The following is a 22658-nucleotide window of genomic DNA, read 5'->3' on the forward strand; positions in this document are numbered from 1 at the left end:
CTCCTTGATAAGGGTGAAGCCCGCCGTCGATGGCGTCGGGTTCCAAATTGACGATAGGCATGCTGACGACTCCAGGCGCTTATTGTTCACGATAAATAGGTGAAGAATTCTTCGCGGACGATGATCACGCCCACGGATGAGTGCGATTGTATTTTTTTTGTAGGAGCGGTCCCCGGCCGCGAAAGGATCGCTGCGGTATGTCAGGTAAGTTGCGGTAAAGCCTTCGCGGCTGATGACCGCTCCCACGGATGAGTACGATTGTATTTTTTGTAGGAGCGGTCCGCGGCCGCGAAAGGATCGCTGCGGTGTGTCAGGCAAGTTGCGGTAAAGCCTTCGCGGCCGATGACCGCTCCCACGGATGATTGATATCAGGTGTTTGTTGACAGGGCTGTAGTGAAGTTTCAAGTGTTCGAATCGAGGCAGTCGTTCATCACCAAGTGTGTGCTGGCGGCCACTTGGCCGCTCTAATGTACGGTTTTAACGAGTTTCAGCCGCCCAATAGCTGGCACGCTCTCTGCTATCACCCTGTTGCCAATAAATAAGCACCGTCTTTTTTCAGGGCGGTGTTATATGAGTCAGCAGGAGCAGGGAATGAACGGGGAAGTCATTGCAACAACCACGGCACGCAGTCGCTTGCCGTCGGCGCTGGGCGCTGGGGCGACATTGCTGTTTATCGGCCAACTTCATGCCGCACAAGTCAGCGAATCGGCCGAGCAGAAGTCGACCAGTCAACTCAGTACCGTAGTTGTTCAGGGTGCCAGACTGGACGAGAACCAACGCGCCGAAACGGCTTTGAAGGAAGTGGCAGGCGGGGTCAACTATGTCGATTCCGCGACCATTGAAAAGGGGCGCGTGTCGACCAGTACCGATATCTTCGCTCTGCAGCCCGGCGTAATCGCCACCCAGGGCGGCGGCAGCAACGACGGCACACGGATTTCCATTCGCGGGTCGGGTATCAACAAGGGCGTGGGTTATTTCCGCGCCGGCATCTTCTACCTGTTCGACGGCCTGCCGGTGTCCGGGCCTGGCGGTACCCCCTATGAACTGTTCGAGCCGTTGGGCCTGAGCCATACCGAAGTGCTGCGCGGCGGCAATGCTTTCGATATCGGCTCGTTGTATCTGGGGGGTGCAATCAACTACGTGACCAAGACCGGCTACAATTCCGCGCCCTTGCAAGTGCGCTATGAGGCCGGTAGCTATGGCTATCAAAAGCGTCAGATCAGTTCAGGGCAAGTGCTGGGCCCGCTCGACTATTACGTCAGCCTCACCGACTCGGCGTCGGACGGCTTTCAGGATCAGACCCAAGGCAAGAGCGCCGGTTTTGTCGGTAATGTCGGCTATCAGTTTTCGCCGCAGTTGAAATCCCGTCTGTACTACCGCTACCGAACCACCGACAACGAGACGCCGGGTTATATCACCCGCGCGCAACTCAAGGATGACCCCGAACAAGCCAACCCGGCCAGCGTGAACGTGCGCGCCCATCGCAAACAGCCAGGCTCGACCTGGGTCGCCAGCAAGACCCAGTACACCTTCGATGACGATTCCAACCTGGAAGTAGGATTGGTCTACCACGACTATCCAATCGACGCGCGACAGGGTGTCAATCGCACGGCCTGGGGCTTCAGCGATTACTCCGCCAGTTTGAAATACGACCGCCTGGATACCCTGTTCGGCAAGAACAGCATCACCCGGTTCAACGTGCTGCGGACCGAGCATTTGAATGCCTATGCCAAGACCAAAGTGCGGATTCCTTCAGGTATCACCGCCAACCTGCCGTCCGGCGCGTTGGTGCGCAAGGCTGAGTACGAAGGCTCCGATACCGTGTTGAGCGCCAGCAACGAAACCGAGTGGATCGACAACACATTGTGGTTGAGTGCAGGACTTTCCGCCGTGGAGTTCCAGCGCAAGGCCAAGGTGTCGTATCCGGTGGGTGGCGAGGCCGACAACCCCAACAACCCCATCGAAAAGAACGACTGGGAGTTTGCGCCCAGGCTGGGGGTGCGTTATCAGATCAACCCCAACTGGCAGCTGTTCGGTAACCTTAGTCGCACGGTCGAGGCGCAGCAGTCGTGGGCTTATGTGTCCGGTGCGCAGGTGTTCACTTCGGGGCCGGCCACCGGGCTCAATTCCGGTGGGCAGAAGCTCGAGCCGCAGATCGCCGATACGTTGGAGTTCGGTACCCGTGGGCAGTTGGGCAACAACACTTGGGACCTGACGTTCTATCGCTCCCATGTGCAGGATGAACTGCTCTCGGTGATCATCAGGGAGGCGACTTCCAGCGCCGATGCATTGACCTCCGAATACAACGCCAGCAAGACCATTCATCAGGGTGTGGAGCTGGGTCTGGATTCTCTGCTGTACCAGAACGACGGCGATGCGTTGCACCTGCGTCAGTCCTATACCTACAGCGACTTCTTCTACCGCGACGACGAGCAGTTCGGCAGCAATCGGTTGCCGGGTATTCCCAAGCACAACTATCAGGCTGAACTGCGTTATGACTTCAGCAATGGCGTGTATGTGGGGGTGAACACTTACTACGCTTCCAAGACGCCGATGGACTTTGCCAATACCAAGGATGCCGGCTCCTACAACCTGTGGGGCGCGATCCTGGGATGGGACTCGCCGAAGAAGGATTGGAATGTCTATCTGGACCTGCGCAACCTGACGGACGAGAAGTATGCCGCGTCCATCAGTCCGGCGTTCAATGCCGGCGGCAATGATGTGCGGGCAATCATCCCAGGGGATGGGTTCGGCGCATATGCCGGGGTGCAGTACAGTTTCCGGTGATTCAATGCCTGCGCAGGAGCGGTCTTCGGCCGCGAAAAGGGCGCTGCGGTGTGTCAGGCATACCGAATCGCGCCCTTCGCGGCCACGGACCGCTCCTACAGGGTCATTTGCCTATCGTGGTAGGAGCGGTCGTCGGCCGCGAAAAGGGCGCTGCGGTGTGTCAGGCATACCGAATCGCGCCCTTCGCGGCCACGGACCGCTCCTACAGGGTCATTTGCCCATCGTGGTAGGAGCGGTCATCGGCCGCGAAAAGGGCGCTGCGGTGTGTCTGGTGTATTGCGGGACCTTCTTCGCGGGCAGAGCCCGCTCCCACAACGGTGATAAGTGTTGCTGGAACAGCAGTCATTAAGCAGTTGCAGCCATTTCAAACATCCAGCCGCTACCTGATATCAATGAAGTTCCCTGTTCAGGGCACTTGGCGATTGGCACGAACACTGCAATCTACAACGTTATCGATGGCGTCGCAGACCTCATCACTCGAGTCCGACTATACCAATAGAAGCTCGCCTTATACTCATTGGGTGGGAGCAACACATTTGAAGTTACATGCCTATACGCCGTCGTTGAACAGTCGGCGCAGTACCGCCTATCGCTATACCGAATTCGCTTCAGGCCTGAGTGCCTGCCTGTTGTTCACTGTCGCTCCTGCCTTCGCCGATACACCAGAGCAACGCTTGCAAACGGTCACTGTGCAGGCCGCCAAGGCGACACCGGTCGAGCAATCCCGTGCGCAGCTCAAGGAAGTGCCCGGGGGCACCAGCCTGGTCGAACAGGCCGAGGTCGACAAAGGGCGCTCCGCCAGCCTCGAAGACACCCTGGCTTACCAGCCAGGGGTGTACGCGCAGTCGGCCGGTGGCAACGACGCGGTCAAGATTTCCATCCGCGGCTCCGGCGCCAATGCATCACCGGGCTACTTCCGCGAGGGCACCAAGTTCCTCTTCGACGGATTGGCATTGACCGGCGCCGGCGGTACTCCGTACGAGCTGCTGGACGGGCAGGGCTTGCAGTACACCGAGATCCTGCGTGGCGCCAATGCCTTCGAGTACGGCGCCTTGTCTCTGGGTGGCGGCATCAATTTCATCACCCATACCGGCTACAGCGCGCCGGGCAGCCAGATCAAACTGGAAGGTGGCAGTTTCGGTTGGCAGAAACAGACCCTTCGCACCGGCGGTGTGGTCGGTGATGCAGACTATTTCGTCAGCGTCGACAACGCTCGACGCGATGGTTATCAGGATTACACCTTCAGCAAGTCCAAGGGAGTCGTGGGTAACTTCGGCTACCGGTTCAATCCGAAACTTCAGACGCGTCTGATCGTGCGCTACCGCGAGGAATTTCACGAGAACGCCGGTGCGCTGACGCGCGCCCAGCTCAAGCACGACAGCACCCAGACCAACGCGGCCACGCGCGCCAGCCGCGGCGACTCGACCAAACGCGGCTCTACCTGGATAGCCAGCAAGACCACCTACACCTTCGACGACGACGCCACCCTGGAATTCGGCGTTGGGTACCACGACTATCCGCAGATATTGAACCGTCGCAGCACGGTCAACCCCAACTACTGGGACTGGAGCGACATCAACGCATCGCTCAAATACACCCGCTACGACCAACTGTTCGGCCTCGACAGCACCACCACCCTGGGCTTCACCAGCACCGAGCACTTGAACGCAGGCGCCAAGACCTATCGCGGCGACAAGGACCTTGGGCTCCTGCAGAAAAACGTCAAGTACGACGGCTCCTTCGACCATGTGTTCACCGTCGGCAACGACCTGGGCCTGACCGATCGGTTGTACCTGACCACCGGCGTCTCGGCGATCCAGATCAAGCGCGACATCGACGTGTCTTTCAGCGATCGGCCCAACACCAGCGGCTTTCCCACGCGCTACGACTACGACGACTGGTTCCTGGCACCGCGTGCGGGGCTGCGTTTTGAACTGACCCCGAACTTGCAAGTGTTCGGCAACGTCAGCCGCTCCGTCGATCCGCCCAGTTCGTGGTCGATCTCCAACTCCGGGGTGACCAACAACTACATCAAGCCGCTGGTGCCACAAACCGCGAACACCGTGGAATTCGGTGTCCGCGGCCAGTCCGAGCGTTTCGACGGCAGCCTGGTGCTGTACCGCTCCTGGGTCAAGAACGAGTTGCTGACCACCCAGATTGCCGCCGCCACCGGCACCAGCGCGGCGATTGTCTCGACATCCAATGCCACCCCGACCATCCACCAAGGTATCGAAGCGGGCCTGACCACCAAGCTCTGGCAGGGCAGCAACGGTGATGTACTCAGCTGGCGCCAGGCCTACACCCTCAACGACTTTTACTACCGCCACGACCCTGCCTTCAGCAAGAACGAGTTACCGGGCCTGCCCAAGCATATCTACCAGGCCGAACTGCAATACCAGTACGCCAATGGTTTCTACGCCGGCGTCAACGTTCGCTCCGCGTCGAGTACGGCGGTGGACTACGCCAACACGTTCAACGCACCGTCGTACACGATCTTCGGCGCACGCCTGGGATACGACGCGCCGAGCAAGAAGTGGCAGGCCTACGTGGACCTGAAAAACCTTGGCGACAAGGATTACGTGACCGCCATCGTACCGGGCTACAACGCTCAGGGGCAGGACACTGCAGCGCTGTATCCGGGGGACGGCTTCGGTGCGTTCACCGGCGTGACCTACAACTTCTGATGGCTGCCCGACCCATGACCTCGACCTTCTTCGGCTGCGCCTTGATCGGCGTGCTGTTCACGCTCTCGGCCTGTTCGCCCGCTGCCGATGCGCCAGCCACACCGGTGGCGCAGGCACCGAGCACCGACGGCATCGTCAATGGCGATCTGATCAGCTACCCCGCTTCCGACTACCACGAAGAGGAACCCGGCAAGCGCGGCGGGACGCTGCGCGTGACCACGGCCGCCGACACCGGCACCTTCGACGTCCATTCGATTTCCCATGGCAACGTGCAGTGGTTGGGGCGAGTGCTGTACGACTGCCTGGTTTACCAGGACGAGGAGGGCAGGGTCTCGCCCTGGCTGGCAAAATCCTGGGAAGTGTCCGAAGACGGCAGGACCTACACCTTTCACCTGCGCGAGGGCGTGACCTTCAGCGACGGGGAGAAATTCAATGCCCAGGCGGTGAAGATCAACCTGGAACACATGCGCGATCCCGCGACCAAGTCGCCCTTGGCGGCAGCCTATATCGCACCGTATGACCAGGGTCGGGTGATCGACGAGTACACCTTCCAGGCGACTTTGCGCGAACCCTATTCGCCGTTTCTCGACGTGCTGGCGCAGTCCTGGCTGGGGATGATTTCGCCGAAGCAGATCCTCGAAGCACCCAAGTCGATCGCCGAGCACCCCGTCGGCTCCGGGCCGTTCGTGCTGCAGAGCTATACCCGCGACCAGGGTGCGGTGTTCACCCGTCGCCCCGGCTACGACTGGTCGCCACCGGTGACTCGCCATCGAGGCGAGGCCTACCTGGATCGCATCGAACTCAGCTTCGTGCCCGAGGCGATGATCCGCTTCACCTCACTCCAGGCTGGGCAGTCGGACCTGACGCTGGATGCGCCGCCGCAGAACGCCAAGGCCATTCGCGCCTCCACCGACCTGACCCTGCGCAGCCGCATTCGCAAAGGCAACCCATTTCGCAGCCTGACGTTCAACGTCGAAAAGGCGCCGTTCGATGACGTGCGGGTACGTCGCGCGGTAGCCAAAGGCATCGACCGCGAGGGCCTGGCCTGGATCATCGGGTTCGGCGAATACCGGGTGAAGGCGGATTTTCTCGCCGCCAATACGCGCTACTACGACCCCATGTACAAGGATGTGCTGGCCTACGACGTCAAGGCCGCCAACGCCTCGCTCGACGACGCCGGCTGGACCGCGCGCGACGAGCAGGGCTATCGCACCCGCAACGGTGAGCGGCTGGGCGCGACCCTGCTGGCAACCGAAAGCGCGAGCTTCTCCAGCAGTGTTGCGGTGGCGATTCAGGCGGACCTGAAGAAGCTCGGTTTCGAGTTGCGCATCGAACTGCTGCCGCTGGCCCAGGTTACCGACCGCCGTTATGCCGGCAACTTCCAGGTCATGGGCGGTGGTTACTGGCACACCAACACCCCGGACGGTCTGTACATCCTGTACCACAGCGATTCCATCACTTCGGAAAAACGCATCGGCCAGAACGGCGGGCGTTTTCGCGATGCCGAACTGGATCGACTGTTGGCCGCAGCCCGACGCAGCCACGACCCGGCTCGTCTCGAACGATTGTACAGCAAGGCCCAGCAGCGCCTGGCCGAACAAGTGCCGGTGGTGCCTTCGTTCGAGAGCCATGTGCTGGTCGCCTACTCGAACCGCCTTGCCGGGGTGATTTTCGACACCTCGCACAACACGGTCTTTCTGCCCAGCCTGTGGCTGCAAACGGAGGCGAAATGAACACTGCTCTGCGCAAGGTGCTCTGGCGCCTGCTGGCTGGTATCGGCGTCCTCTGGGGAGCCGCGACCCTGACTTTTCTGGCCATCAACCTGAGTGCCGGTGACCCTGCACTGGCCATTCTCGGCGGTCCGGAATCCATGCCGACCCCAGAGATGATCGTGCGGGTACGCGCCGAATACGGCCTCGATCAGCCGCTGATCGTGCAGTACTGCCACTATATCGCTCGCTTGGCTCAAGGCGATCTGGGCGAGTCCTATCGTCTGCGCATTCCGGTCACCCGCGCCATTGGTGCGCAGATCGGCGCCACCGTGCAGCTGTCGATCTGCGCGGCGCTGGTGGCGGTGATCCTGTCGGTCATCAGTGCGATCACCACGGCCAAGCGCAGCCCATGGGTGCGCTCGCTGGTATCTGGATCTGAGCTGGTGTTGTCGTCGGCGCCCTCGTTCGTCATCGGCATTCTCCTGCTGCTGGTGTTCGCCTTTCACTGGCACGTGCTGCCACCTTCGGGGTCGGGCAGCTGGCAGTCGTTGATCCTGCCGACCCTGGCGCTGGCCCTGCCGATTGCCGCCGTACTGACCCAGGTGTTGCGCCAGGAGCTGGAAGACATTCTCGACCAGCCTTTCATTGCCATGGCCCGCGCCCGCGGCATGTCCGAGACCGGTGTGCGCCTGCGCCACGCCCTGCGCCATGCCCTGGTGCCGCTGGTGACCCTGGCCGGTTTCGTCTTCGCCAGCCTGCTCGGCGGGGCGGTGGTGGTGGAGCTGCTGTTCTCCCGCCAGGGCATCGGCCGGCTGATGCTCGATGCGGCCAATGCCAAGGACGTGCCCATGGTGCTGGGCATCACCCTGTTGGCAGCGGCGATCTATGTGGCGGTGAACCTGGTGGTGGACCTGGTGAACCACTGGATCGACCCGCGAGTGAGGCCCGCATGACCCGAATTTTCACGGCTGCCAGGCAGCCCGATGACGCAAGGAAAAGACCATGAGTGTTGAACAGCGTACCGGCGGTTTCCCGCTGGCCCCGGACTATGCCCGCCTGCGTGCCCCTTTTGCGCCAATCTTCACGCGCATCGAGGAGACTGCACTGGCCCGCGAACAGCAGCGCGAACTGGCCTTCGAAGCGGTGAGCTGGCTGCGCGAGGCCGGTTTTGGTGCCTTGCGTGTGCCAAGCGAGCAGGGCGGCGCGGGCGCCACCCTGCCGCAGTTGTTCGAGCTATTGATCGAGCTGGCCGAGGCGGACTCCAACCTGCCGCATATCCTGCGCGCGCATTTCGGCTTCGTCGAAGGCCGCCTGTCCCGCGATGAAGCCGAGTCGCAGGCGTACTGGCTGGCCAAGGTGGTGGCCGGTGACCTGTGGGGCGCGGCCATGGCCGAGCGCACCGACACCAGCAAACAGAGCGTGACCCTGACGGCCGAAAGTGAGCAGCGCTGGCGCCTGGACGGCAAGAAGTTCTACTGCACCGGCACCCTGTACGCCGACTGGATCGCCGTGTCGGCGCTGACCGGTGAAGACTTCGTCAGCGTCTCGGTGCCCACCACCGCGCCAGGCGTGAGCCGCGACGACGATTGGGACGGTTTCGGCCAGCGCCTGTCGGGCAGCGGCACCACGCGTTTCGACAATGTCCCGGTGCCGTCCGAGTACGTGTTGCGTCGCTATGCGGCCGGCGAGCAGCGTCCCGAGTCCTATATTTCTGCCTTCTATCAGCTGTTTCACCTGGCGACATTGGCCGGCATTGCCCGCGCGGTGCTGCGCGACGCCAGCGAGTTCGTCCAGGGCCGGACCCGTGCCTTCGGTGTGCCGGGCCAGTCCAGTCCCAAGGACGATCCACTGGTGCAGCGTGTGGTCGGCCGCCTGTCGAGCCTGGCCTATGCCGCGCAGACCCAAGTACTGGCGGTGGCGCAGGTGCTGCAGAACGTCCACGAAGCCGAACGCGCCGGGCAGGCCAGTGAAGCCCACTACACCGAGGCCGAGGTGCGCGCCTTTCAAGCCCAGCAGATCGTTCTGGAGCAGGTACTGGAAGCCACCACGTTGTTGTTCGAGGTGGGCGGTGCATCGGCCACCAGCCAGTCGCGGCGCCTGGACCGGCACTGGCGCAACGCGCGCACGCTGGCCTCGCACAATCCGGCGATCTACCGCGAACGGGCGCTGGGCAACTACTACCTCAACGGCATCAGCCCGAATGCCGCCTGGCGCGCTTCGCAGGCCGAGCACGCCGCCGCCCGATCCGAGCCGGTCGCTGCTCTGCACGACGAAGCCAGCGCCGTCTGAACCGTCTTCAAGGAACCACCATGAGCCCCAAACCGCAAATGAGCATCGGCATGAACATCCTCGGCTTCGGCTCGCACTCCGCCGCCTGGCGAATGGGCGAGGTGCCGGCCAATGCCTACCTGGATGCCGAGTACTACTGCAACATCGCGCGCATCTCCGAGCGTGGCACGCTGGACGCGATCTTCCTCGCCGACGGTCCGGCATTGGGCGGCGACGTGGCGCAGCACCCGGCCGGGCGCCTCGAGCCCACGGTACTGCTGACGGCCGTGGCCCTGGCTACGCAACGCATCGGCGTGATTGCCACGGCATCGAGCACCTATAACGACCCGTTCAACCTGGCCCGGCGTTTCTCTTCGCTGGACCATATCAGCGGCGGCCGAGCGGCGTGGAACGTGGTGACCAACGCTGGCGATGCCGCCGCGCAGAACTTTGGCCTGGCCGGTGCGCCGCTGCACGTGGACCGCTATGCACGCGCCGACGAGTTCATCGACATCACCCTCAAGCTGTGGGACAGCTGGGAGGACGACGCCATCATCGGCGATGCCGTCAGCGGCCGTTTCGCCGATCCGGCCAAGGTGCACGCGCCCGATTTCGTCGGCAAACACTTTTCGGTCAAGGGTCCGCTCAACCTGCCGCGCTCGCCCCAGGGCCGGCCGGTGTTGGTGCAGGCCGGCTCGTCCGAAGGTGGCAAGGCGCTGGGCTCGCGTTATGCCGATGCGATCTTCACCACCCAGACCACCCTGGAAGACGGCCAGGGCTTCTATCAGGAGATGAAAAACCGCGCCCGGCAATGGGGGCGCAACCCGGCGCACCTGAAGATCATGCCAGGGCTGTCGACGGTGATCGGCAGCACCGAGGCCGAAGCTCATGCACGTTTCGATCGCCTCAACGATTTCTACGGCGAAGAAGGCCTGCTGTATCAGGTGGCCGCGCGGGTGGGGTTGAGCGTCGCCGAGCTGGACCCCGATGCGCCGTTGCCCTGGGACAGGATCGGCCCGGTGGCATCCTTCGAGCGCGGCTCGCACGGGTTTCTCGAAGCCCAGCTGAACCTGGCGCGCCGGGAAAACCTGAGCATTCGCCAATTGTCGCGGCGCATTCTGGTCGGCCACCGCTTGCTGGTCGGCACCCCGGAGCAGGTCGCCGACACCCTCGAGCATTGGTTCCTGGCCGGTGCTGCCGATGGCTTCAACATCATGCCGGACATGTTTCCGTCCGGCGTCGAAATCTTCGTCGATGAGGTGGTGCCGCTGCTGCGCCAGCGCGGTGTTTTCCGCCACGAGTACAGCGGCCACACCCTGCGCGATCACCTGGGCCTGCCGTATCCGGCCAGCCAGTACGCACGCAGCGCCTGAACCTTTCATGCCCGCAACGGACCGATTCGAACCATGAAATATCGCACCCTTGGCAATACCGATCTCAACGTCAGCCTGCTGGGCCTGGGCACCATGACCTGGGGGCATCAGAACAGCGAGCAGGACGCCCATCGGCAACTGGACCTGGCCCTGGCGCACGGCGTCAATCTGATCGACACCGCAGAGATGTACCCCACCCCGACCCATGCCGAGACCTGGGGCAGCACCGAGCGCTTCATCGGCACCTGGCTGCAGCGCAGCGGGCGCCGCGCCGACATCGTGCTGGCCAGCAAGATCATCGGCCCACCGCGCCAGCCGGGCACCGGCGGGCATATCCGCGACGGCCTGACCCGCCACGACCGTGCCAACATCACCGCAGCACTGGACGGCAGTCTCAAGCGCCTGCAGACCGATTATCTGGACCTCTACCAACTGCATTGGCCCGATCGCACCACCAACATCTTCGGCCAGCGTGAATACCCGTACGTCGACGACAGTGGCAGCGTCGCCATCGAAGAGACCCTGGAGGTGCTCGGCGAACTGGTCAAGGCCGGCAAGATCCGTCACATCGGTGTGTCCAACGAGACCCCTTGGGGCGTTGCGCGCTTTCTGCAGCAGGCCAAGCAGCGCGGGCTGCCGCGCATCGCCAGCGTGCAGAACCCCTACAGCCTGTTGAATCGGCTGTACGAAGGCGGGCTGTCGGAGTTCAGCCATCGCGAAGGGGTAGGGCTGCTGGCCTATTCGCCGCTGGCGTTCGGCACGCTTACCGGCAAATACCTGAACGGCGCGCGACCCCAGGGCTCGCGGCTGACTTCGGTGTACCGCACCTTCAACCGCTACGACAGCGAGTCGGCCAGCCGCGCCATCACTGCCTACGTGCAGTTGGCCAATGACTATGGCTACACCCCTGCGCAATTGGCGCTGGGCTTCGTCGCCCGGCAGCCGTTCGTCAGCAGCGTGCTGACCGGGCAGACCAGCGAAGCGCAGTTGCAGGACAACTTCAGCGCGCTGGACATCGAGTTCACCCCGACCCTGCTGGACAAGATCGCCGAGATCCATCGCGCGACCCCCAACCCGGCGCCTTGATCGGTACCAGCCCTACGGAGAATCGCCATGGCAATCAGCTCATCACTCACGGTGCTGGGTCCTGTACCCGCAGGTACCCTGGACGCCGGTATCGGTCATCGTCGCGCTCGCACGCGATTGCGACCCGGCCTGGTGCTGGCCGGTGCCTTCGTCCTACTGCTGGTGGTGGCGGCGATTGCACCGGGCCTGCTAACCACGGTAGACCCGCTCGACGCCGTGGCACGCCATGCGTACCGAGCGCCCGACGCCGTGCACTGGCTGGGCACCGACGAAAACGGCCGCGACGTGCTCAGCCGCCTGATCCATGGCGTGCGTCCGTCGCTGCTGCTGGGTTTGGCGGCCACGGCCATGGGTTTGGCGCTGGGCACCTTGCTGGGCCTGGTTGCAGGCCTGGGGCCGCGCTGGCTCGACGCCGCAGTGATGCGTGCGGTGGACGTGCTGCTGGCGTTTCCGGATCTGTTGCTGGCCTTGGTGATCATCACCTTTTTTGGCCAGGGCACGTTGAACATGATCATTGCCGTCGGGATCGCCAGCGTGCCGCGCTACGCCCGCCTGGTGCGTGCGCAAACCCAGGTGGTGCGCGGTGCTGGCTACGTGGAAGCGGCGACGACGCTGGGCCTGGGTCGCGCGGCGGTGATCTGGCGACACGTGCTGCCCAATGCGATCAAGCCGATCCTGATCCTGGCCACCATCGGCATCGGCGGCAACATCACCGCTGGGGCGGCCTTGAGCTTCCTGGGTTTCGGCGCGCCGCCGCCCGCGCCGGAGTGGGGCACCATGCTCGCCATCGGCCGCAACTTCCTCGCCAACGCATGGTGGCTGGTGGCCTGGCCGGCGCTGGCGATCACCTTCACCGTCATCTCCATCACTGCCATTGGCCGTGAACTGCTGCGTCGCAGCGAAGGAAAGCGCTTATGAATGCCATCGTCCACCCGTCGCAGCCGCTGCTCGACGTGCAAGACCTGCACGTGGCGTTCAGCGCCCACGCGCAACCGGTGATCCGCGGCATCAGCTTTCAGCTGGCCGCCGGCGAATGCCTGGCGCTGGTGGGCGAGTCCGGCTCGGGCAAGAGCGTCACCTCGCGTACCTTGGCCGGACTTACCGGCGCGCATTCCGAAGTGCAGGCCCGGCGCTTGTCGTTCGCCGGGCGTGATCTGCGCACGTTTCGCGAAAAGGACTGGTTGCAGCTGCGCGGCGCCCAGTTGGGTTTCGTCATGCAGGATGCGTTGGGGGCGCTGGACCCGCTGCGGCGAGTCGGTCAGGAAATCGCCGAGCCGTTGCGCCTGCACACCGAGATGAAGCGCCGGCAGCGCGAGTTGCGTGTCATCGAGCTGTTGCGTTCGGTCGGCGTTCCCGAGCCCGAACTGCGCGCACGCCAGCATCCGGGCCAGTTGTCGGGAGGGCTGCGCCAGCGCGCGTTGATTGCCTCGGCCATCGCCTGCAACCCCCGCTTGCTGATCGCCGACGAACCCACCACGGCGCTGGACGCGACCGTTCAGGCGCAGGTCATGAGCCTGCTCGAATCGCTGCGCGGCGAGGACACCGCCATGCTCATCGTCAGCCATGACCTGGCGGTAGTCGCGCGCCTGGCCACCCGCATAGCAGTGATGTACCGCGGGGTGATCGTGGAGCAGGGCAGTGTCGACCAGATCCTGCGCGACCCTCGCCATCCCTATACCCAGAGCCTGTTGGCAGCCGGTACCGCGGTGCATTTCCGCCGCGCCTACGGCGACTCGGCCGCGGCCGCTGCGACGCCTGCAGCCGGTGAAGTCCTGCTGCGAGCCGAGCACCTGAGCAAGTCTTTCCAAGGCCCGGACGGGCGTGTGCGCACGGTGGTGGCGGATGTTTCGCTGCGCCTGGAGCGCGGTCGTACGCTGGGTATCGTCGGCGAGTCCGGTTCGGGCAAGACCACCCTGACGCGGATGATCCTGGGGCTGGAGCGTCCCGACAGCGGCGACGTGTGGATCGACGGCCAGCGCTGGTCCGATCTGGACAACGCCCAGCAAGCTCGGGTCCGGCACAGCATTCAGGTGGTGTTCCAGGATCCGCTCGGCTCGTTCGATCCGCGCTATACCGTGCAACGGGTCTTGTTCGAAGCGCTGCAAGTGGCGGGGCATCCACGGGCGACCTGGGACGCTCGGGCCGAGCGCTTGCTGGCGCTGGTGAAAATGGATGCTGCGGTGCTCGATCGGCGGCCCATCGAATTGTCCGGCGGGCAGCGTCAACGCGTTGCGATCGCCCGCGCACTGGCGGCCGAGCCACAGATTCTGGTGTGCGACGAGCCGGTGTCGGCGCTGGATGTGTCGGTGCAGGCGCAGATTCTGCAATTGCTCGACGATCTCAAACACCGGCTGGGGCTGGCGTGCCTGTTCATTTCCCATGATCTGGGGGTGATCAACCACGTCAGCGACCATGTGCTGGTGATGAAGGACGGCGAAGTGGTGGAGGCGGGCGCAGTGCGCCAGGTCCTCGACCGGCCGCAGCACCCTTACACCCAAGCCCTGCTCAGCGCCGTACCGACCTTGCAGACCGGCGCCCTGCGCGCGCTCACCTATCTGCCCCTGGCGATCTGAACGAACACCCCGGACGCGGCTCGCGCCGCTGCTACACGGTTTGCGCGTTCCTCTGTAGCAGCGGCGCAAGCCGCGTCGGCGGCATACGCGGTGCACCAGTAGAAACGCAACACCCCAAACGCGGCTCGCGCCGCTGACACTTGGAGACTATCGTTTGAAACCCTCGTACAAGGATCGTCAACACGCCCTGCGCAGCTGGAACATCCAGTCGCTGCCGGACACGCCCTTTGCCTTTGCCCGCTTCTTCGTCGGCCATTTCCGCGGTTGGTACCTGGCGATTCTCCTTTTGCAGGTCGTGGCGGTCACTTGCACGGTGCTGGTGCCCTGGGTGCTGGGGCAGATCACCCGGGTGGTGAGCAACGCCAGCGCGGCTACCCTCGACTGGCAGACATTGAGCCAACCTCTGCTGCTGTTCGCCGGCCTGTTGCTGCTGGAAATGCTGTGCACCCGCGGCGCCACCGGTGCGCACATCCGGGTGCTGCCGCTGCAGCGACGCACCGTGACCCATGCGGTTTACGCTTACCTGCAGCGTCACTCCCATCGCTTCGTCAGCAGCGAATTCGCCGGCGCCCTGGCGCACAAGATCTCCGAAGTCTCCATGGGCGTAGGCCAGGCGCTGGCGCTGTTGCTGTTCGACCTGATTCCGTTGCTGGTCACCCTGACGCTCGCCGTGGCGGTGCTGGCTACGGCCTCGGTCTGGCTGGCGCTGTTCATGTTCGGCTGGTCGGTGGCGTTCATTGCCGTGTGCTATTTCCTGGCCAAGCGCAGCCATCCGTTGTCCCAGCAATACTCGGCAGCGCGCAGCACCAGCAACGGCAAGGTGGTGGATGCGGTGTCCAACCTGACCAACATTCGCCTGTTCGCCCGGCACTCGTTCGAGCATCGCTACCTGGGCGATTACCTGGACCGCGAGCTGAAAGCCGCAGGCCGTTCGTTTGGCTACATGGAGAAGATTCGCTGGTTCCAGTCGATCTGCGGGTTGTCGCTGAAGGTCGGCATGCTGCTGATCGCCCTGTACCTGTGGCGCCTGGGCAGCATCGACATCGCGACCTTCGTGATGGCTACCAGCCTGTCGCTGTTGATCATCACCGACGTGGCCAACCTGTCGCGGCGCTTCCTGGACTTCTTCGAGGCCACCGGCAACATCGCCAATGGCGTGCGCACCCTGATCCGCCCCCATGAAGTGGTGGATGAGCCCGATGCCCAGCCGCTCGCCGCCGTGCGCGGCGCCATTGAGTTTCGCGACGTGAGCTTCGGCTATTCACCGCAGAAACCGGTGTTCGAACACCTGCAGTTGTCGATCCCGGCGGGACAGCGGGTGGGTTTGGTCGGCACGTCCGGTTCGGGCAAGTCGTCGCTGCTCAATCTGCTATTGCGCCTGTACGACGTCAATCAGGGCCAGGTGTTGATCGACGGCCAGGATGTGCGCAGCGTGACCCAGCATTCGCTGCATCAGCAGATTGGCCTGATTCCTCAGGAGCCGGGCCTGTTTCACCGCAGCATCGCCGAAAACATCAACTACGGTCGTCTGGATGCCAGCCCGCAGGAACTGGCACAAGCCATCCACCGCGCCGGCGCCAGCGCGTTCATCGATGGTATGGACCAAGGCGCTGATTCGCTGGTCGGCGAACGCGGTGTGAAGCTTTCCGGCGGCCAGCGCCAACGGATCGCCATCGCCCGCGTGCTGCTCAAGAACGCACCGATCCTGGTGATGGACGAGGCGACCTCGGCGCTGGACTCGATCACCGAGCGTTTCATTCAGGAGAAACTCGACGAAATCATGCAGGACAAGACCGTGATCGTCGTGGCCCACCGGCTCTCGACCGTCGCCCACCTGGACCGCATCCTGGTGTTCGAGGACGGCCGTATCATCGAAGACGGCTCCCACGATGACCTGCTGGCAAAGCAGGGCCAGTACTTCCGCCTATGGAGCCGCCAGGCACAGAACGCGTACGACGAAGAAGTCGCATCGGCTTAGCCTGATCGTGATTCGCCGCAGAATAGCGGTGTGTGGGGCGAGTTATGTGCCTGCTGAAGCTATTGCACAGCGAGGGCATTCAGGATTGCCCTCGCCAAGGTCGTGCACGTCACCAGTTGGAGCGTGGCCGCTGCCTTGTGTGGAAGATCCCGAGGATCTGCAGGCGATCGCCACAAATCCGGTACGGAATCAGATAGGACCAGTTCGGAACCGCCCACTCGCGTGTGTGTTTGACCCGACCCTCGCGTCCCATCGTAGGAAACTGCGCGAGTTTATCAACACTTGCGAAGATTGCATCTGCGAAATCATCTGCAGCTTTCGGATTTTCCAACGCAATGTAGTTGGCTTCGTCCTCTAGGTTCTTGAGGGCCTTTTCCAGCCATTCAACCCTCATTCCGACTCCAACGCCGGGCACGCATGGCCGCTACTCGTTCCTCATCGGCAAATTTGCCGTTGTCGGCTTCCTTTACCGCCTGCTCGATTTGCGCTGTCAGTGTTTTTTCATGTTCGATGTAGTCGCGAAGGACGTCCATGGCTAGATAGCTCGCGCTCTGGCCATGGCTCTTGGCAAGGTCCGAAAGAGAGTTGGACAGATCTTCCGGAAGGTTCAGCGATATACCGGTCATGGCAACCTCGGCGTTGAGTGGTGGTGAATATATTACACCGCAAAACCCCTTGAGCATTGGCGGGTTGTCGCGAGGTATGTATGAAGCCGCTCGCGACAGCGGCTTTTTCCGACGGTAGTCAAATCAAATAATCCAGCACTCCAAAGGCTCCGGCGCAGCAACTGTCTGCCAGGCAACACCCATTCAACAAAATGCCTCGTCCCTTCATTCACACAGCGCTGGAAAGCCCCGCAACAACGGGGCGGAGCAGTCGGCATGGCTTGTGCAATCACCCCTTGTGAGCTTCAGCATCGACACAAGGCGCAGCCCGACCCATGCCAGACATTCATCCGCGTTCTTCTGCAAGGCCCCATGGCGGTATCGCGTGGGCCGGTTTGTTGGCCGTCAGCTTGCTGCTGGGCGGTTGCGACAACCATCCCACCAATGCCGCACGCACCGACACCCCCGTCAGCGGCGGCACGTTGATCTATGCCACCGACCGCGAGCCGACCTGCCTGGACCCGCATGTAGCCGGCGACATGCCGCAAGTGTTTCTCGCCCAGCAAGTCCTCGATTCACTGGTGTCGATGGATGCCGAAGGTCATATCGGGCCATGGCTGGCGAAAAGCTGGGAGATCTCTCCCGACGGCCTGACCTACACCTTCCACCTGCGCGACGACGTGCGCTTCACCGACGGCACGCCGTTCAACGCCGCGGCGGTGAAGGCCAACCTCGACCACATGGCCAACCCCAAGACCCAGTCGAGCACCGCGGGCGGCTACATCCGTCAATACCAGCGCACCGATGTCCTCGACGGCTACACCGCCCAAGTGCACCTGGCCACACCCTACGCGGCATTCCTGGAAGTGCTCGCGCAAGGTTTTCTCGGCATCGAATCCCCCGAAGCGCTACTGCGCTCGCGTGATGTGAACTGCGAAAGCCCGGTAGGCACCGGCCCCTTCAAGGTGGTGCGCTGGGACCGTCAAAGCCAGGTCGTGCTTGAACGCAACCCGCACTATAACTCGGCGCCGCCCACGGCCCGGCACCAGGGGCCAGCGTATCTAGAGCGCATCGTCTGGAAGTTCATCCAGGAGCCGTCCGTGCGTTTCGCGTCGCTGCAGGCCGGTGAAGTGGACGTGATCGAAGCGCTGCCACCCGAATCCCACGAAGCGGCGCGGCGCAACCCGGACTTGCAACTGATCATTGCCCAGCGCCCCGGCAACCCCACCAACGGCACCCTGAACATCCGCCGTGCGCCGTTCAACGATATCAAGGTGCGCGAGGCCTTCGTGCGCAGCGCCGACATCGAAGGTGCCTTGAAAAGCGTCTACTTCGGCGAGTTTCCCCGCGCCGGTGGTCCGCTGAGCAACGCCACGCGCTTCTACAGCCCCGACTTCGAACACGCCCAGGATTACGATCCGGCGCGCGCGGCACAACTGCTCGAGGAAGCCGGCTGGACCCGTCGCGACGAGGACGGCTATCGCCTCAAGGACGGCAAGCGCCTGCAGGTGAGGGTGATCCTCGGCAACCGCACGCCGCCATCGGAATTCACCTTGTGGGAGCAGGTTCAGGCCACCACGCGGCAGGCCGGCATCGAACTGATCATGGAGCAGATGAGCGATGTGCAGGCGACCAAGCGCCAGGCCGATTGGGACTACGACATCCGCGTCGGCTACTGGAATACCAACACCGCCGACGTGCTGCGGATCATCTTCAGCAGCGCGTTCATCCAACCTGCGGGTGTCGGCGGCTATCACCAGAACACCGCAGGCTTCAGCGATCCGCAGTTCGACGATCTGGTGCAACAGGCACTGGCCACTCAGGACGCCAGCCAACGCCAGGCGTTGTACCGCCAGGCGCAAGCCGTTGCCTCCAGCCACTACCTGCAACTGACCACCTACCCGCAAAGCACTCGGCTGGGCATCTACAAGACGACCCAGGGGGTTCGTCTGGAACCCTCGCTGGCCGTGACCTACCTCTATGACGCCTGGGTGAACAAATGACCACGACACGCGTAACCGTCGCGCCGCCGGACCCGCGCCGCCAGCGTTTGCTTCGCCTGGGCCGCCGCGCGGCCGTGCGCCTGGGCGGTGGACTGCTGGTGTTATGGGCGGTCGCGACGCTGACCTTCTTCGCCCTGCGGCTGATGCCGGGCGATCCAGTGCAAGCCATTCTGGGTGGACCCAGCGGCAACCCGACCCCGGAAACCATCGCCGAGGTCACCCGCGAGTACGGCCTGGACCGGCCCCTGGCGGTCCAGTACGGGCTGTATCTGCTGCGCCTGGTGCAGGGCGATCTGGGCGTTTCCTACTCCCAGCACATGCCGGTCACGCGGGTACTGGCCGAGCAGGCCGGGGCAACCCTGGAACTGACGCTCAGCGCGCTGCTGCTGGCGTGGCTGCTGGTGCTGGCCCTGACCGTGTTCAGCGCAGGTCGTCGCAGTTGGGTCGGGCGCCTGGCGTCCCTGGCTGAAACCCTGTGCGCCGCCCTACCGCATTTCTGGCTGGGCATCGTGCTGCTGGCGGTGTTCGCCTTCGGCCTGCGCCTGTTCCCACCGGCAGGCAGCGACGGCTGGCGGACCCTGGTGCTGCCGACGATAGCGCTGGCGGTACCGCTGGCTGGGTTCATCGGCCAGGTCACCCGCGAATCCCTGGAGCTGACCCTGGAGCAACCCTTCGTGCTGACCGCGCGCACCCGTGGCCTGAGTGACGTGGCGGTGCGCTTCAAGCACGCGCTGCGCCATGCCGTCTTGCCGGGGGTGTCACTGTCGGGCTGGGCGATCGGCGCGCTGATCAGCGGTGCCGTGGTGATCGAAGTGATCTTCTCGCGCAGGGGGCTGGGCCGTCAGTTGTATCAGGCGGTGCAGCTTCAAGACTTGCCGTTGACCATCGGCATCAGCCTGGTGGTAGCCGCCGGTTACGTGCTGGCCAACATTCTCGTCGACCTGGTGTACCAGTGGATCGACCCACGGCAGAAGGAAACCCTGGCATGAGCGATCTGACCCTCGAAAGCCCGGCGCGGCCGCTGCGTAGCCAACGTCGACCGCGTCGGATTCACCTCGGTGCAAGCCTGTCTATCGCCTTCCTGGCGCTGGTGATCGTGGCCGCGCTGGTACCGCAGCTGTTCGCTCACGGCGACCCGCTGGCCATCGTCCCGCGCGACGCCTTTCATCCACCTGGGTGGGCGCATTGGTTCGGTACCGACCAGTCCGGTCGCGACATCTATTCACGGGTGATCCACGGCGCGCGCCTGTCGCTGTTCGTTGGCCTGGCCGCGACGGCCCTGGCGATGAGCATCGCCATTGCCCTCGGTCTGCTGGGCGGCCTGGGCGGGCTGCGCACCGACCGCGGCGTGGGCTGGTTGCTGGAAGTGCTGTTCGCCTTTCCCAGCCTGGTGCTGGCGTTGCTGTTCGTGGCCATCTTCGGCAGCGGTATCGGCCCGCTGATCATCGCCACTGGCCTGGGCGCGGCGCCCGGGTATGCGCGGATGGTCCGTGGCCAGGTGCTGGCGGTGCGCAACGCCGGCTACATCGAAGCGGCGCGCGCCCTGGGCCACCCGACTCGCCGCATCATCCGGCGACAGCTGCTGCCCAACGCCATGCGCCCACTGATCGTGACCCTGACCATGGGCGTCGGTCAGGCCATCGTCTGGGCCTCGGCGTTGAGCTTCCTCGGCCTGGGCGCGCGGCCGCCGACGCCGGAGTGGGGCACCATGCTGTCGATGGGCCGCGACTTCATTGCCAACGCCTGGTGGCTGACGTTTTTCCCCGGGCTCTTCATCGTTCTCACCACCTTGTCGACCACCGTTGCCGGTCGCTATCTGCAACAACGCCTGGAGGGTCGCCTGACATGAGCCACAAGACGCTGATCGTCGAAGGCCTGAGCGTCGAGTTCGCCGGGCAGAGTGTGGTGCGTAACCTGTCGTTCACCTTGCCGCCGGGCAAGACCCTGGCCTTGGTCGGCGAATCCGGATCGGGCAAGAGCGTCACTGCGCGCAGCCTGATCGGCCTGGCCGGGGAGGGCGCGCAGGTGCGGGCACGGCGCCTGCAATATGGCGATCTCGACCTGCTGGCCTTGAGCGACCGCCAGTGGCGTCGGGTGCGCGGCAAGGACATCGGCTTCGTTCTGCAGGATGCCTTGGTTTCGCTCGACCCGCTGCGGCCGGTCGGCAAGGAAATTCTCGAAGTATTGCAGACCCATGGTTGGGGCGACCGTGCCTCCCGTGCCGGGCGGGTGCTGCAACTGCTGGAACGGGTCGGCGTACCGGAACCGGCCCTGCGTGCCCGCCAGCGCTCTGGCGAGTTGTCCGGCGGCCTGCGCCAGCGTGCGTTGATCGCCAGCGCCCTGGCCCTGGATCCTGGGCTGGTGATCGCCGACGAGCCGACCACCGCACTGGACGCTACCGTCCAGGCGCAGATTCTCGGGGTACTGCAGGAGATCAAAGCCCAAGGCAGTTCGTTGCTGATCATCAGTCACGATCTGGCGGTGGTGGCGCAATTGGCCGACGAGGTACTGGTGCTGCAGCACGGTGAAGTGGTGGAGCAGGGCAGCATGCATCAGGTGCTGACCGCGCCGCGCCATCCCTACACGCGCAGCCTGCTCGATGCGGTGCCGGCCGAGCATGCGCGTGGCACTCGGCTCAGCCCAGGTGAGCGTACCGCCACGATCGCCCGCACGCCGTGCCTCGATCAGCCGGTGCTGTTACACGCCCGTGGCCTGGGCAAGCGCTACGTAGGGCCTGATCAACAGGTACGCCAGGTGGTCGACGGCGTCGATTTCGAACTGCGTGCCGGCCAGACCCTGGGCATTGTCGGCGAATCCGGTTCGGGCAAGACCACCGTGGCGCGCATGGCCCTGGGGCTGCTCGAGACAGACGATGGCCAGGTGCGTTTCCTCGATCAGCCGTGGAACGGCAGCGCCGACGCACGGGTCGCCGAAAGCCAGCGCCGAGCGCTGCGGCGTGACATCAGCGTGATCTATCAGGACCCGCTCAGTTCGTTCGACCCGCGCTGGAACGTCGGGCAGATTCTTGCCGATGCGCTGGACGTGGCCGGCGTCGTCACCGCCGAACAAGCGCCGCACATCCGCCGCCTGCTGCAACAGGTGCGCCTGCCTGCCGAGCTGGCCGCGCGTCGGCCCCTGCAGTTGTCCGGTGGCCAGCGCCAGCGGGTGGCGATTGCCCGCGCCATTGCCAGCAACCCCAAGGTCATCGTCTGCGACGAGCCGGTATCGGCACTGGATGTCTCGGTACAGGCCCAGGTGCTGGATCTGCTCGCTGATCTGCAAGCCGAGCTGGGCCTGGCCTACCTGTTCATTTCCCATGATCTGGGCGTCATCCGCCATGTCAGCGACGAGGTGCTGGTGATGCGCCATGGCCAGGTGGTCGAGCACGCGCCGGTCGAGCAGTTGTTCGAGTCGCCACAGCACCCGTATACGCAACGCTTGCTGGGAGCGGTGCCACGGCTGCCCAGTGCCGGCGTGCCGTTGCAGGTGCCCCCACTGGAGCCGGAAAACGCCGTGCTGCTGTTCGATGAATCCCGCTTGTGGAAGATCGCCATCTGAAGGCGTCGCGCTGCTCCTTACACCCATTTCA

At 63.9% G+C, this 22658-nt stretch carries 16 protein-coding genes; 14 read left to right on the forward strand and 2 right to left on the reverse strand.

The window, feature by feature from the left end; all coding sequences use genetic code 11:
• The first annotated feature begins 591 nt into the window (after positions 1-591).
• The 10 genes from IFU31_RS14215 to IFU31_RS14260 all read left to right on the forward strand — a co-directional run bounded on the left by IFU31_RS14215 (position 592) and on the right by IFU31_RS14260 (position 16461).
• A complete protein-coding gene (locus tag IFU31_RS14215) occupies positions 592-2787 on the forward strand; it encodes a TonB-dependent receptor family protein (RefSeq protein ID WP_192103356.1) in 2196 nt (731 codons plus the stop codon).
• A gap of 536 nt (positions 2788-3323) precedes the next feature.
• Positions 3324-5471: a TonB-dependent receptor family protein gene (locus IFU31_RS14220; protein ID WP_244657678.1), complete on the forward strand. Its 2148-nt coding sequence runs from the start codon at positions 3324-3326 to the stop codon at positions 5469-5471.
• 14 nt (positions 5472-5485) lie between these two features.
• The gene (locus IFU31_RS14225; RefSeq protein WP_192103360.1) at positions 5486-7204 is read left to right on the forward strand and encodes an ABC transporter substrate-binding protein; all 1719 of its coding nucleotides are present in this window, start codon (positions 5486-5488) and stop codon (positions 7202-7204) included.
• Complete coding sequence (locus IFU31_RS14230) at positions 7201-8136, forward strand: ABC transporter permease (protein ID WP_192103362.1); 936 nt, start codon at positions 7201-7203, stop codon at positions 8134-8136. The genes IFU31_RS14225 and IFU31_RS14230 overlap by 4 nt, the downstream gene beginning before the upstream one ends.
• A gap of 49 nt (positions 8137-8185) precedes the next feature.
• Positions 8186-9472 (forward strand): acyl-CoA dehydrogenase family protein, encoded by a 1287-nt coding sequence (locus IFU31_RS14235; RefSeq protein ID WP_192059765.1) that lies wholly within the window; start codon positions 8186-8188, stop codon positions 9470-9472.
• A gap of 20 nt (positions 9473-9492) precedes the next feature.
• Entirely contained in the window at positions 9493-10824 is a 1332-nt protein-coding gene (locus tag IFU31_RS14240) for an LLM class flavin-dependent oxidoreductase (protein WP_192103364.1), read from the forward strand.
• Between the two features lie 33 nt (positions 10825-10857).
• Positions 10858-11910, forward strand: coding sequence for an NADP(H)-dependent aldo-keto reductase (locus IFU31_RS14245; RefSeq protein WP_192103366.1), 1053 nt, complete (start codon positions 10858-10860; stop codon positions 11908-11910).
• Positions 11911-11937: 27 nt separating this feature from the next.
• Positions 11938-12828: an ABC transporter permease gene (locus IFU31_RS14250; RefSeq protein ID WP_192103368.1), complete on the forward strand. Its 891-nt coding sequence runs from the start codon at positions 11938-11940 to the stop codon at positions 12826-12828.
• Positions 12825-14483 carry a dipeptide ABC transporter ATP-binding protein gene (locus tag IFU31_RS14255; RefSeq protein WP_192103370.1) on the forward strand — a complete coding sequence of 553 codons (1659 nt, stop codon included), beginning with the start codon at positions 12825-12827 and terminating at the stop codon, positions 14481-14483. Before IFU31_RS14250 ends, IFU31_RS14255 begins: the two co-directional genes overlap by 4 nt.
• 154 nt (positions 14484-14637) lie before the next feature.
• The gene (locus tag IFU31_RS14260; protein ID WP_240998763.1) at positions 14638-16461 is read left to right on the forward strand and encodes an ABC transporter ATP-binding protein; all 1824 of its coding nucleotides are present in this window, start codon (positions 14638-14640) and stop codon (positions 16459-16461) included.
• A 109-nt stretch (positions 16462-16570) separates the two neighbouring features.
• Here IFU31_RS14260 and IFU31_RS14265 read toward each other — a convergent pair whose 3' ends face one another.
• Both IFU31_RS14265 and IFU31_RS14270 read right to left on the reverse strand, forming a co-directional pair.
• Positions 16571-16855 carry a type II toxin-antitoxin system RelE/ParE family toxin gene (locus IFU31_RS14265; RefSeq protein WP_122477635.1) on the reverse strand — a complete coding sequence of 95 codons (285 nt, stop codon included), beginning with the start codon at positions 16853-16855 and terminating at the stop codon, positions 16571-16573.
• Positions 16845-17087 (reverse strand): CopG family ribbon-helix-helix protein, encoded by a 243-nt coding sequence (locus tag IFU31_RS14270; protein ID WP_122477637.1) that lies wholly within the window; start codon positions 17085-17087, stop codon positions 16845-16847. The genes IFU31_RS14265 and IFU31_RS14270 overlap by 11 nt, the downstream gene beginning before the upstream one ends.
• A 314-nt stretch (positions 17088-17401) precedes the next feature.
• Between IFU31_RS14270 and IFU31_RS14275 the strand changes: the two genes are divergently transcribed.
• The 4 genes from IFU31_RS14275 to IFU31_RS14290 are packed head-to-tail and all read left to right on the forward strand — an operon-like array spanning position 17402 to position 22627.
• A complete protein-coding gene (locus tag IFU31_RS14275) occupies positions 17402-19069 on the forward strand; it encodes an ABC transporter substrate-binding protein (RefSeq protein ID WP_192103372.1) in 1668 nt (555 codons plus the stop codon).
• Positions 19066-20058, forward strand: a complete 993-nt coding sequence (locus tag IFU31_RS14280; RefSeq protein ID WP_192103375.1) for an ABC transporter permease — start codon at positions 19066-19068, stop codon at positions 20056-20058. The genes IFU31_RS14275 and IFU31_RS14280 overlap by 4 nt, the downstream gene beginning before the upstream one ends.
• Positions 20055-20918: an ABC transporter permease gene (locus IFU31_RS14285; protein ID WP_192103376.1), complete on the forward strand. Its 864-nt coding sequence runs from the start codon at positions 20055-20057 to the stop codon at positions 20916-20918. The genes IFU31_RS14280 and IFU31_RS14285 overlap by 4 nt, the downstream gene beginning before the upstream one ends.
• Positions 20915-22627 (forward strand): dipeptide ABC transporter ATP-binding protein, encoded by a 1713-nt coding sequence (locus IFU31_RS14290; RefSeq protein WP_122477644.1) that lies wholly within the window; start codon positions 20915-20917, stop codon positions 22625-22627. Before IFU31_RS14285 ends, IFU31_RS14290 begins: the two co-directional genes overlap by 4 nt.
• Positions 22628-22658 lie beyond the last annotated feature (31 nt).

The sequence above is a fragment of the Pseudomonas sp. CFBP 13602 genome (assembly GCF_014842725.1).
Lineage (GTDB): Bacteria > Pseudomonadota > Gammaproteobacteria > Pseudomonadales > Pseudomonadaceae > Aquipseudomonas > Aquipseudomonas baltica.